Annotated in this window: 6 protein-coding genes and 1 pseudogene; 4 read left to right on the forward strand and 3 right to left on the reverse strand. The window is 49.2% G+C overall.

The window, feature by feature from the left end; genetic code table 11:
• Window positions 1-50: 50 nt before the first annotated feature.
• Entirely contained in the window at window positions 51-3,404 is a 3,354-nt protein-coding gene (locus NDA03_RS07075; protein WP_348237675.1) for a HEAT repeat domain-containing protein, read from the forward strand.
• Between the two features lie 51 nt (window positions 3,405-3,455).
• Here NDA03_RS07075 and NDA03_RS07080 read toward each other — a convergent pair whose 3' ends face one another.
• From NDA03_RS07080 to NDA03_RS07090, 3 genes are all read right to left on the reverse strand, one after another.
• Complete coding sequence (locus NDA03_RS07080) at window positions 3,456-3,731, reverse strand: hypothetical protein (RefSeq protein WP_190676059.1); 276 nt, start codon at window positions 3,729-3,731, stop codon at window positions 3,456-3,458.
• A 195-nt stretch (window positions 3,732-3,926) separates the two neighbouring features.
• Window positions 3,927-7,043, reverse strand: coding sequence for a phosphoenolpyruvate carboxylase (gene ppc / locus NDA03_RS07085; RefSeq protein WP_190412848.1), 3,117 nt, complete (start codon window positions 7,041-7,043; stop codon window positions 3,927-3,929).
• Between the two features lie 206 nt (window positions 7,044-7,249).
• Window positions 7,250-7,498 (reverse strand): hypothetical protein, encoded by a 249-nt coding sequence (locus NDA03_RS07090; protein ID WP_348237676.1) that lies wholly within the window; start codon window positions 7,496-7,498, stop codon window positions 7,250-7,252.
• Between the two features lie 432 nt (window positions 7,499-7,930).
• On the opposite strand from NDA03_RS07090, the gene NDA03_RS07095 reads away from it, so the two are divergent.
• The 3 genes and pseudogenes from NDA03_RS07095 to NDA03_RS07105 form a co-directional block, all read left to right on the forward strand.
• Window positions 7,931-11,191 (forward strand): DUF1574 domain-containing protein, encoded by a 3,261-nt coding sequence (locus NDA03_RS07095; RefSeq protein ID WP_348237677.1) that lies wholly within the window; start codon window positions 7,931-7,933, stop codon window positions 11,189-11,191.
• 486 nt (window positions 11,192-11,677) lie between these two features.
• On the forward strand, window positions 11,678-13,255 hold the full coding sequence (locus NDA03_RS07100; protein ID WP_348237678.1) for an MBOAT family protein: 1,578 nt from the start codon (window positions 11,678-11,680) through the stop codon (window positions 13,253-13,255).
• A 232-nt stretch (window positions 13,256-13,487) separates the two neighbouring features.
• Window positions 13,488-13,651: pseudogene (locus NDA03_RS07105) on the forward strand (photosystem II q(b) protein); the annotation flags it as partial.

Consider the following 13,651-nt stretch of genomic DNA (forward strand, 5'->3'; position numbering starts at 1 on the left):
AGAATCGGGCAAAGTTACCTCCCATTAACTGGCGCGATATCTGCCACAAAATGCTGAAGGAACAGCTGAGGCGTTACCAATTCCGGCGACAGGCGACGGGTGCGGGGTTGGGGCATGAGGTGGGTATCTATGTGCCACTGGGATTGGTGAAACCAACAACTCAGCCGCGACGGGGTGAGGAGTCTTGCCCATCCCCATCTGAGGGGAGTTCACAATATCAGCTGAATGAGAAGGAAATTGAGAAGCGGTTTGAGGCGGATGCGTTTCTCCGGGAGGTAATTGAGGCGGGGGAAGGCAAGACGATTGCAATTATTGGGGAACCGGGGGCGGGGAAAAGTACGTGGTTAGAGCAAATTGCCCGTCATCTCAAGGATTCAGAAAATGTTTCCCGGTTGCCGATTTGCATTCAGCTGGGGAGTTTGGATGGAAAAACCTTGGAAGAGTATTTACTCCAGGTTTGGCTGAAGGAGGCGCTTTCTCTTCAAGGAATGGTGCTATCAGCCCAGATGCAAACTGAGTTGATGCAGTTGTTTAATTCTCATCAGGTGTGGTTGCTGTTGGATGGGGTGGATGAAATACGGGGGGATACATCCACGGAGGCAAATTCGCCTCTACAAGGAATTGCAAATCAGCTGAGGGGTTGGGTGGCGCAGACGCAAACCCTGTTAACCTGTCGGCTGAATGTTTGGCAGGCGAACGATCGGGTAGTGCCCAATTGTGATATCTATCGCACCCTGGATTTTGACGATTCGCAGGTGGGGGAGTTTATTGGGGAGTGGTTTGCTAGGGCGGGGAAACGCCAGCTAGGGAAGCAGTTACGGGAGAAGTTAGGGGAATCGGGGCGGGAACGGATTCGGGATTTGATTAGAAATCCTTTGCGGTTGGCGCTGTTGTGTCAAACCTGGGCGGTGAAGCAAGGGGAGTTGCCGAAGACGAAGGCGACGCTTTACCAGCGATTTCGAGAAGATTTCTATGAGTGGAAAAAAAATGAGTTTCCCATCAGCTGGCAGCAACGGCAGGAGTTGAATGCAGCATTGGGAAGGTTAGCGGTTGCGGCGATTGAGAATCAGACACCGCTGAGGGAGTCGCTGGCATATCAGATGATGGGGGAATCTCTGTTTGAGTTAGCGCAGCAGATTGGTTGGCTGAACCTTGTGTACCGAGATGGGGAAACCGATGAACCTGTCTATGCGTTCTATCATCTGACGTTTCAGGAATATTTTGCAGCTCTGGCGATTGAGGATTGGCACTTTTTCTTGACTCATGACAATGACAATCCTCAACCGTTACCGGGCAATGTTTACCGCATTTTTGAGCCGCAGTGGAAAGAGGTGATTTTGCTATGGCTGGGGCGAGAGGATGTGGAAAAAGAGCAGAAAGAGGAGTTTATTCAAACATTGGTAGAGTTTAAAGATGGGTGCTATGGCTTTTATTGGTTTAGAGCCTATTTTCTATCCTCATCTGGGGTTGCTGAGTTTCAGGATTGTATCAAAATAGATGAAATAGTAGCGCAAATCGTTACGTGGGGCTTTGGTGATTTCAACATTGAAAAACAAGAGTGGCAGACATTTCTCGCTCCGATTGCAGAAGCAGCGAGAGCATCGCTTTTGCAGACTAACCGGGGTATAGCCATTAATAAACTCATTGACTTATTGGAAACCACTGAAAATGAGTTTACCCGTGGGAGTGCTGCCGAGAGTTTGGGGAAAATTGACCCGGGTAATGAAGTGGCAATTGCTGGGCTACTCCGGATTCTGGAAACTACCGAAAATCAGGATACTCGTGGGAGTGCTGCCTACAGTTTGGGGAAAATTGACCCAGGAAATGAAGTGGCAATTTCTAGGTTACTCCGGATTCTGGAAACTACTGAAAATGAGGATACCTGTTGGAGTGCTGCCTACAGTTTAGGGGAAATTGACCCAGGAAATGAAGTGGCAATTGCTGGGCTACTCCGGATTCTGGAAACCACTGAAAATGAAGATATCCGTTGGAGTGCTACCGACAGTTTGGGGAACATTAACCCAGGAAATGAAGTGGCAATTGCTGGGCTACTCCGGATTCTGGAAACCACTGAAAATGAGGATACCCGTAAAAGTGCTGCCTACAGTTTGGGAGAAATTGGCACAGGGAATGAAGTGGCAATTGCTGGGTTACTCCGGATTCTGAAAACCACTGAAAATGAGGATACCCGTGGGAGAGCTGCCTACAGTTTGGGAGAAATTGGCACAGGAAATGAAGTGGCAATTGCTGGGTTACTCCGGATTCTAGAAACCACTGAAAATGAGGATACCCGTGGGAGAGCTGCCTACAGTTTGGGGAACATTGACCCAGGAAATAAAGTGGCAATTGCTAGGTTAGTTCACCTTTTGGAAACCACTGAAAATGAGGATACCTGTTGGAGGGCTGCCTACAGTTTGGGAAACATTGACCCAGGAAATGAAGTGGCAATTGCTGGGTTACTCCGGATTCTGGAAACTACTGAAAATGAGGATACCCGTGGGAGGGTTGCCTACAGTTTGGGGAACATTGACCCAGGAAATGAAGTGGCAATTGCTGGGTTACTCCGGATTCTGGAAACCACTGAAAATGAGGATATCCGTGGGAGGGCTGCCTACAGTTTGGGGAAAATTGACTCAGGAAATGAAGTGGCAATTGCTGGGTTAGTCCACCTTTTAGAAACCACTGAAAATGAGGATACCCGTGGGAGGGCTGCCTACAGTTTGGGGGAAATATTACAAAACAACCAGATGCCCTCAGCTGTCTCAGCTTTGCAGCACTGTTTAACAAATGAAGTCTATGAAAGCAATTTTAACCTCTACGAAAACTGCTACAAACTTATCTGGCAGTGCGCTCAAACTCTGCCTTACCCAACCTTTTATCAAGCTTGGCATCATCCACCTATCACTTCCTATCCAGAAGTTGCAGAAACTACCGAAGTTGGTTTCACTTCCTTCCCCCAATGCCATAACTTAGCAGTATTACCCGAACTTCTCCACACCGCCATTAACAACGATCCTCATCTGAGGGACAAAGTACAATCCATTTGCATCGACGGCAGCAAATTCGAGAACCCAGATAATCCCGCCTCAGAAATTTACGCTGAGATGGTGATGCAAGGCTGTCCCGAACGTCAGAATGGGGAACCGGAAACGATGCAAGCTCTCAAAGTTTATTGTCAGCTAAAATGCCAGGAAGTCTTCCTAATTTTTTACGAAGATACAAGCGGCGAACCACCCCAAGGCTTCAGTCAAACTTTCCTCACATCTCTGAGCAAATTTCATAACGCGAGGAGAATTTGTGTAGTGAGCGAACAACTTTGTAATCTCCAAACATTCTCTCCCAGTCAGCCGAATTTAGTTGCCGATATTATGAGTTGGATTCGAGAGAAGATGATGGAAGAATAAAGCGCGCTTCCTTCTCCTTAACCCCCTATTAAACTTTCTCTTTATATCAATTCACTCAGGCTGCTTGTGGTGAGTTGCCAAACCCGCGATAAAAGCTCCCATAACCATACCCCCCCACAAGCCGCTGCTGCTACCTTGCATATAAGCTCCCGGCATCATCCAAGCTTGACACGCCGTCTTGAATACTGCGAATTCCAAGGTATTTTTTGTCATATTTTCGCAGCGTTGGTTATCAGCCAGTAACTTAATTTGTACCCCCATGTAAGCACCGAAACAACCCGATGCTAACGCCATAAAAGTACAAATTAACATACGTTTTTTATTCATGGCTAACAGCTAATGGCTAATTATTTGGAATGGTTAATGATATCAAATCCCGTTTAATCCCCACAATTTTCCGGAACCCCACCCCGCCAGAGCCTGCGTCTCCGGCTCCCCTCCCCGCAAGCGGGGAGGGGCTGGGGGTGGGGTTCTTTTATGGACAATTCAACAGATTTGATCTGACTGATTAGCCATCAACCATCAACCCGTGTTCCGCATCCCGGCGGCAATCCCGTTAATCGTTAACAGCGCCCCGCGTAGCAATTCGCCTTTACTGTAACGAGAATGGACGACACCAGACGCGGCTTGCTTGCCATGTTGGCGCAGGCGTTTTAGCAGAGAGACTTGCAAGAAGCCCAGAGGGACGATCGTACCGTTGCGTAACTGCACAGACCTTTGCAGGACTGGATCGCCATCCAACAGCCGTTTGTGACCCGCAATCGTCAGCACTAAATCACAAGTGAGGTGAAACTCGCTCTTGATTTGCTCAAACAAGGCTTCAAAGCGATCGCGATCTTCCGGGTGGGATAACTCTCGCACGTAGTGGTGAGCAATCTGCAAATCGACTTTCGACAACGTCATTTCTGCTTTAGAAATCGCCATCTTGAAGAAAGGCCACTTGAAGTAGAAATAACGCAGCAGCTTCAGATTTTCTTCGGGTTCTTCGTTCAAGAACTCTTGCAATGCCGTTCCGACGCCGTACCAACTCGGCAGCAGGAAGCGTGTTTGCGTCCAGCTAAACACCCAAGGAATTGCCCGCAGACTCGCTAAATCCTTTTTACCGCCGCGACGGGCAGGGCGAGAGCTGATTTGCAATTGGCTGATTTCTTCGATGGGCGTCACCTGGTGGAAGAAATCGACTAAATCCGGTTGCTCGTAAATCAAGGCGCGATAGTGGGCACGCGATCGCGTTGCCAACTCTTCCATGATTTCGTTCCACGGCTCAATATCATCAAACCCGGTTCGCAGCAAGCTTGCCTGAATCACAGCGGTTGTCACCGCTTCCAGGTTGTACAGAGCTAATTCTGGCAACGAGTATTTAGAAGCCAGCACTTCCCCCTGTTCGGTAATTTTGATCCGCCCATTGATACTATGACCGGGTTGAGCCAGGATCGCTTCGTAGGCGGGACCGCCGCCGCGACCGACCGAACCGCCGCGCCCGTGGAAAATCCGTAAGGCGATGCCGTACTGTTCGGCGATTTTTTGTAGCACTTTCTGAGCTTTATGGATTTCCCAGTTACTGCTCAAGAAGCCGGAATCCTTGTTGCTGTCTGAGTAGCCCAGCATGACCTCTTGCAGGTTATAGGTTGGAGATTCCAAGTTGGCAGGTTGGTTTGAATCCTCAACCTTTAACGCTTGCGAATCTTTAACGTTTTCGTAGCCTCCTGCAAGACAAGCGCGATACAAAGGCAGTTCAAACAAATCTTGCATGACTGCGGGTGCCCGCTTCAGGTCTTCCACCGTTTCAAACAGCGGCACTACCATAATGCTGCTCTTTCCTGTGGAGGGGTCATACAGACCCGCTTCTTTTGCCAGCAGCAGCACTTCCAGAACGTCGCTGGCTTCCCGGTTCATGCTGATGATGTAAGTTTGGCAAATTTGAGAACCAAACTCTAGCTGGAGCTGCCGCAGCATTCGGAAGGTTTCAACGGTTTCGCAAATTTTTTCAGAAAATGGCAATTCTGCTGGAATCAACGGGCGCTTGGTTTGCAGTTCCGTTGCCAGCCACAGCGCACGCTCGGCTTCCGATAGATCGTTGTATGCCTTAGGCAGAATTTGCAGGTATTGGGTTATTTCGTTGAAGGTGTCGGAATGGCGAGTGCTTTCCTGGCGAATATCTAAGTGCGCCAAGTTGAAGCCATAGATTTCCACCTGACAAATTAAATTTTCCAGATCCCGGCACGATAAACCCGTCTCAATCAGGTTCCGGTGAATCAGCCGCAGTTCTGCTAGAAATTCTTCTCCAGAGCGGTAAACGACGTGAGACTGGCTATCTGAGATTTGCCGATGCAAGTTTTCGCCATCCGAAAGTCGCCGGTTGCGATCGCTGGTATTTTGCAGACGCTGCTGAATGTATGCCAGCTTCAGGCGGTAAGGCTCTTGTCGGTATCGAATTGCCAGATGCTCGTATACTTCTGGCATTTGCGACCGATCCTGCTCTAAGGAGTCCAGCAAATCTGGCAAGACATCGCTCCAGTGCAACGACAAGCTGAGCTGATTTGTCAGTTGCCGCAACGATTGGATATACTTCTCCAGAACTAAACCGCGCTGATAGCAAGCGGTTTGCCAAGTGACTTTCGGGGTGACTGAGGGGTTTCCATCCCGGTCTGCCCCTACCCAAGAACCAAACTGGCAGAAGTTGTTTACAGGGGGAGTTAGTCCCGGAAAAGAAGCTTTTAAGGCGCGTTTTAGGCGTTGATGAAGCTGGGGAATCGTATCAAACAACACTTCCTGGAAGTAGTGGAGGGTGTAATCCACTTCATCCAACACGGTTGGTTTAAATTGATGCAGTTCGTCGGTGCGCCACCAGAGGCGAATTTCTTCAGTTAATTGCTCGATGCAAGCCTCGGCTTCCCAAGAAGTCGTCAAACCTAAGGCTCTAAATTCTTCTTCTGCCTGGTCTAGCTGTTGCAGAATCTTAGCAATCCGCTGCTGTTTGCCGCGAATCGTATGGCGAACAATTTCCGTCGGGTGAGCGGTAAAAACTAGCCGCACGTCCAGATTATCAATCAACCGCTGGATTTGCTGCGGAGGCACATTCATCTGGCGTAAATGGGGAAACAACCCGTGGAATGTCCCGGCATTTCGTTTAGCTGTACCATCGTGGTGCCAGCTCTTTTCAAGCAAATCCGCGCCCGGTCCGCCGTTTTGGTTTTCTTCCTCCATGTCCTCTGGCGACAACACAATGGCGGAGTCCCCATCTCCTTGCAGGCTAGGAAGTTTACGCGGTGCTGCCTCACCAGCAGGAGCATTGTATGTAGCACGTCGGGAAAGCTGCTGATCGCGCTGTTCGTAGTGCTGCTCGACGATGTTAATGAGCTGGAAGTAGAGAGCAAAGGCGCGTGAGGCTCGAATCGCTGCATTGAGATCAAGCTTTTCGATCAGCTGAGGTACTGACTCAGGCAATTCTGTTGCCTGTCCTTCTGGCGAACACCTCGATCGAAGTTGATTAAGCAGATCGACCAGTTCCTGACCGCATTCCTGCTGGAGAACAGACTCCCATAAGTCCTCCACCACTTTGAGGCGATGACGTAAAAATAAAGCAGAAGTAGATGTTACCGTCAATGGCTGATCCGTCGATTGCAGTAGGGAACTCATAGAGTCTATTCTCTCTAAAGAAGAATAATCACCTAATTTTAGGGTTTCTAGTCCCAGCAAGTGGTTTACAGCGAACACCAACTGGGTTTTTCCAGAAAAAGGGAGGGGTTGCGAACTGACTCTTTCAGCGCTAGGCTAACGCCTCGCTTCAAAGACACGCGATCGCGTCCTAGTTTGTCGGCGAGCGTATTTTTATCTACTTTCCGCTACTCTTCCTCATTTTCCCCTTCCTGTGATGTGTTTCCTGGGGTGGGTACGTGGAGAACCGGCAAGCGATCGCCCCGAAATACTTCCTCACTATTTTGTCCAATGGCGCATAGGAATTCGCTGACTGCTTTGATGCCTAAAACTCCGAGTAGCATCGGCACCGTGGCTAAACTCAACCAAATTTCGGGAGTTGCAGACGTTGCATTTTCGGCGGTTGACGGTTGCTTTTTGTTAGGAAGAGTTTGCATGGGAGAAGGTCTAGATGAAAACTAATTTCTTTTTAGACAAACAAATAAAAGAGGTCAGAATTTAAACAGCACAAGGGGCACTTATCCTTCTAGTTTATGCATCTGAATAATACAGCGATAGCCTCCTAGGGCATAGTAGGAAGGGAACACGCTCCTCAGCGCTACTGTCCTAAGCACGGGGCGTTCGGCAAATAGCTATGGCACAAGGGCAATAATTCGGTAGCACCAATGGCAGTCTTGTGTAAGACTACTCAGAATCTAGAAGCAATTGTACAAAGCTTGGGGACGTTCGGAGCGGTTAACGCTTGCTGAAGTATTAAGTATGAAGTATTAAGTATGAAGTATGAAGTGTGAAGTATATCCTGAAATTTTGGTGTTCAACCAATTTTTCATCCTTTGTGACAACCTTTAAGCGCGACTTCCAATCCCAGGGTGCGCCCTCCGGGCTACAGCGTTCATGCTTCATCGTCTTTTCATCTGTTGCAAGTCCAGGGTACTTTCTTTGTGATGTTGGATGCCGATCCGATCGCCTATTTAGAGGGTCAATCTTCCCTCGCCCAGTGGGTTTCCCGCGCTATCGGTCTTCCGGAAGTGCGCCTACGATTTCGCTTACGAGGGAATAACCTGCATATTCTTTGTGAAGGCTCCGAATGTCCGCCTGCTGGACCCGTTGTGAGCCGATTTGTCGAGGCACTGAAGGGGAAGGAAGGGGGAGCTGGGTTCCCCCCGCAAGAAGCTCCCATTGACCAGGTGATTCTTTATGGTCGGAAACTGGGCATCCAGCGCCCAGACTGGATCAAGCAAATTCACCTAGAGCGGCTGCAACTGCATCAGGCGTCAGATGCCGCAGGCGTGGCTGCTGCAACGCCGACGGATGGGCAGGAAATGACTGCCGAGCAAGGAGCAACTAGCGATGCTGACGGGCTGAGAGTCTCCAACCGCAGCCTCGCTCGCTCCGGTCAACCAGAAGCGATCGCGCGTTATCTGAGCGAAACTCTCAGCCCAATGGGAGTCGGCGTCAAGGTCGTGATTCAGACGCTTGGGAGGGAGCCAGGAAGCCGGGGAGCCGGACAGCATCAAGAATTGTCCCCTGCTTCACCAGCGGTTTCCCGTCGTCTGTGGGTACTTTGCGATTCTAACTACAGCACCGATGAGTCGCTGATGGCGGAGCCGGTGGCGGCTCAGTTGCGAAATTTGAAGCTAGAAGGGTTTCGGGATGCCGTGATTTGCAGCCAGGTTCGAGGAGAAGCGGCTCCCGACTGGCGGCTGCGGGTGGATCTGACCCCTCCAGAGGAAATGCTCAAGGATTGGGCGCGTTGGGGAGATATCCAAGCGATCGCCCGCTTGCTAAATCAAATGTTAAACGCGCAGGAGATGCAAATCTCCGCAGTTGTGAAAGATTCAACGCTGCATTTATTTTGTAGCCAGAAGCTCTTCAAGCAGCTAAAAGCAGCGGGCGACACCGCAGCTGCCACGAGCGATGCGGCTGAGATTGCGATCGCTGCACCCGATCGAAAAACCGCAACGAGTGCGATCGCTCCCGTTTTAGAGTCTCTGACAACGCAAGGCATTCACGCTGCTACCATTTACGGCGTTGAGACTCACGGTGTAACACCAGTCCCGGAACAAGAAACGCCAATCTGGATTGAATGGCTGAATTTACCTGCGTCCAGAGATCCCGCTTTAGCAGAATCTACTTTGGAATTGGCGCAACGGGGCGATCTGAACGCAATTCAGTTTTTATTGCAACGCTTACTCAATCCCGACCTAGACGAGCGATTAACAACGGGTGGCATTCGTTTATCTCTGCGCCGCAAACAAGATTTGTTGCACATCATGAGCGAGGCACTCTCTAGTCCGCAGCAATCTGCCGTCGGGCCACCTGTTGCCAAGTTTCTGCGCGGGTTGGCGATTCCTGGCATTAAAGGGGTGCGAATTTATGGGCGTCGCGCCGGTCACTCCACCCCCTTGTGGCAGATGGGCGTTGATTTCACCCCTCGCAAACGCCTGGTACCGGAAGCAACCCCAGAATTTGCTGCCAGCGATGTTTATCTAGGAGATATCCTCTCTGGCAGTAACGAACCCGTTCTGCGTTCTGATGTCACCAAGGAAGACCTCAAAGCAGCCGCTAGCGCTGTCTCTTTCAAAGTGACTCGAACCATCCAGCAATGGCTATGCGCTTCCCAATTGTTTATTCCCACGGTGGAGATTAAAGACCTGGCACCCGTCGCCTCAGGGAAACTTAGCAATTCCACCTACACTTATTACCAAGGTTTCGTCGTGGCTTTGGTCTGGGGGATGCTGGGATTCTTGCTCACGGTGCAAACGGATTGGTTTCTGTCTGCGATCCTGAAGTCAAAACCACCCATTAATCAAGCGTCCGCGGTCAGCGGCAAATCAACCCTTGACCCGCGAGAACCAATCGAGGATACGTCAGTTCCCTTGCCCCAGATGTCTTTGCAAAAATCTCGTGGTTCAGAGGCTCCTGTCTTCAACTCTGAAGGATTCACTCGCCAAGGAGATATCACGGTAAGGAACGAGGGTGAAAAGTCCCAGCGGAATGCCGCATCAGCAGCAATTTTGGCAGCCGCGCGAAGTTCTAATCCCTCTTTTAATAACCGCCTGTTAGACGAAAAAGTGGCTCTCTACCAACAGATGCTGTTACAAAGACGGGGAGTTCCCCCGGATGTTTGGATAGTCGGCAGTTCTAGGGCAATGCGAGGGGTCGATCCTCAAGCGCTGGAAGAAGCACTGGCAGCGCAGGGATATCCGGGTGTTCAGGTGTTTAACTTTGGCATCAACGGTGCGACGGCTCAAGTAGTAGATTTGATGGTTCGCCAAGTTTTGACGCCAGAGCAACTGCCAAAACTGATTATTTGGGCGGATGGTGCCAGAGCGTTTAATAGCGGGCGGATAGATGCCACCTATAATGCGATCGCTAACTCGCAAGGCTACCAACATCTGCTTGCCGGTACTTTCCCCAGGCAGAATTCAACCCCAGGAAGTCCTAGCCAAACGACGGCGACACCACCGGCTAAAACTCCGGCGACGGCGGATAAAGGAGCTAGTGGTTCTTTAACGCAAAGCTATCAAATGGTTAATAATTGGCTAAACGAAACGCTAGGAACGTTCTCAGCAACTTATCCCCAGCGCGACCAAATGAAAACGCGGTTGCGGGATCTATATGTTGTTTGGGCAAAACCAGCGAAAACAACTCCTGAGGGAGCTACCGATACTCCCCAAGCATTGACAGCCAGCCAATTTGCCATTGATTTTGATGGCTTCCTTCCCCTCACCGTTCGTTACAATCCTGCCACCTACTACAAGCAATATGCCAGAGTCAGCGGCGACTATGACAGCGATTACTACGCTTTCAAGATGGAAGGCAAGCAAACCCAAGCGCTAGAATCGCTGCTGCAATTTACCCAAGCGCGTCAAATTCCGGTTGTTTTTATAAACCTGCCTTTGACCCAGGATTACTTAGATCCAGTACGCATAGAATATGAGCAAGAATTTCAGCGGTATATGCGATCGCAAGCAATCCAAAAAGGGCTAATTTTCCGAGACTTAAATCAGCTTTATCCCACTCAACACGATTATTTTTCCGACCCCAGCCACCTCAACCGCTACGGTGCTTATGAAGTTTCTAACCAGCTAGCCGAAGATCCCATGATTCCCTGGCCTGCTAAATAGGACTGAGTTAAGAGGACTGAGGACTGAGTGAACCAGGAGTGGAATGAGTGCCCAATACCCAAGATGAATTTATCCCGTTCTTTTACTTAGTTCAATTCTTCTTGTTTACCCTTATTTTCCTGCTAAATAGGATTGAATCATGTTAGCGCGGCACGAAGTGCGGATTGAGGGCTGAGTGAGTCAGGAGTGGAATGATTAGCGAATACCTAAGATGAATCTCTCTCATTCTTTTACTCAGTTCAATCCTTGTTGTTTACCCTTATTTTCCTGCTAAATAGGACTGAGTCATATTAACGAAGCGGCACGAAGTGCGGACTGAGGACTGAGTCAATCAGGAGTAAAATGAGTGCCCAATATCCAAGATAAACTTCTCTCATTCTTTTACTCAGTTCAATTCTTCTTATTTACCCTCAGTCCTCAGCCTTCAGCCCTCAGTCCTCAGCCCTCAGCCCTCAGCCCTCAGCCCTTACTCCTCAGTCTTCAAAAATGACTTTTATCTCTCTTATCTACGGAGTTTTTCTGCTCAGCGTTTTGGGAATTTACTGGTCGTTCCAAAAACAGTCTTTGCAGATGTGGACGTTGCTTGTTGTCAGTCTGGTTTTCTATACCTCGCTGCAAGCACCAACTTTAGTAAATGAGCATTGGCTGCAAATTTTAGCCTCGCCGCAAGTCGCCTATATTCCTTTGTTGATTGCCATCACCTTGATGAACTTCAGCTTAGGTAAGGCAATTGGAGAAAATACAGCATTAGGGATGTACGCGACCGATCCCCATGAAGATTGGCAATTCGATCAAGCGTTTTGGAATCGTCAGCGACTAAAGTTTTTATGGTTGGGGATTGTTCTGAATGTCTTGTTGTTGGTGAGTTTCAAGTATGTACCTTTTTTCTTAAATTCGGTGGCGGGCTTCTATGAACAATTCACCGGAACATCGCTACCCGTTGCCGAAAATAGCGCCAGTTGGGTCAGCACTCACTTAATTGCGCCTTTAGGTTTGAGTTTCTTTTCTTTTGAGTGCATTGCTTATTTAATTGATGTGTATCGTGGTGCCCCAGCGACGGAGCGATTTCTTGATTTTGCAGCTTATAAGTTATTTTTTCCCAAGCTAATTGCAGGGCCAATTACTCGTTACCATCAATTCTCAACTCAGCTCAAAACGCTGCAATTTCCAACACTTAATCAGATTACAGAAGGACTGTGGCTGATTGCCTGCGGTACAGTTAAAAAAGCGCTTTTGGCAGATCGGCTAGGAATTTTTGTCGATTTGTGTTTTGGTAACTTAGAGCGAGCTAGCAGCGGCGATTTGTGGTTAGCGATCGCTGCCTACGGACTGCAACTCTATCTGGATTTTAGTGGGTACGTAGATATCGCCCGTGGCAGTGCCATCCTCTTAGGCTTCAATCTCCCGGAGAATTTTAATTTTCCTTACTTCAGTACCAGCATTGCTGATTTTTGGCGGCGTTGGCATATTACGCTAGGCGATTGGCTGCGAAACTACCTCTATTTTCCTTTGGGGGGTTCGCGCCAAGGGCTGCGCCGTACCTGCCTGAATTTGCTAATTATCATGTTAATTGCTGGGATTTGGCATGGAGCAGCTTGGGGCTATGTCGTCTGGGGTGCCTATCACGGTCTTGCTTTAGTGGCTCACCGCCTCACAGAGGCCTATTCCCGCCAGTCTGAGAAAGCTAGAAATTGGTGGAAAAGCCCTCCGGGTGTACTGGTTGCGTGGTTGCTAACCCAGTTTATGGTGTTCACATCCTGGATTTTCTTCCGCCTACCGAATCTGAAACAATCCAGTTGGGTGATTCAGCACCTCTGGGGTCAGTCTGCTGATGCCCAGTTTGCCGAAAAAGTCTACGGGGAGGCGCTGGGTGTGAATGCATCTCAGTTAGGTTTACTGCTTTGGCTGCTAGCAGCGTCGATGATCCTCGTCTATGCCGTCCATCGGGGTCTCAAGTTACAGCTTAATTGGCCTCTGAAGCTGCTGCTGGTGCCATTGTGTTTCTACATTGTCTGGATATTTGCGCCCCAAGGTGGTCTTCCCTACATTTACTTTGATTTTTAGGGCATTACATTAAGCGATCGCCCACTACTCCTGGCTGACACGTCTCGCTTGCGATCGCTAACCCTACCGCATTCTCAGCCACTCATAAGTAAATGAAATGACAGTGATTCGGATTTATGAACAAAAAAAGACTGGACAAATACGAATAAATGTAAATATTATTAAATACAAGGCGAGACAAACTTCGCCTCATTCATACCGAACCTAGAAAATTCAAAGCACTCATAAAAACATGACCACAACCTTACAAAGACGCGAAAGCGCCAACGTATGGCAACGGTTCTGCGATTGGGTCACATCAACCGACAACCGCCTGTATGTAGGCTGGTTCGGCGTTCTGATGATCCCAACCCTACTGTCTGCCACCATCTGCTTCATCATCGCCTTCATCGCCGC

The sequence above is a fragment of the Trichocoleus sp. Lan genome (genome assembly GCF_039961855.1).
Taxonomy (GTDB): Bacteria; Cyanobacteriota; Cyanobacteriia; order Cyanobacteriales; family FACHB-T130; genus FACHB-T130.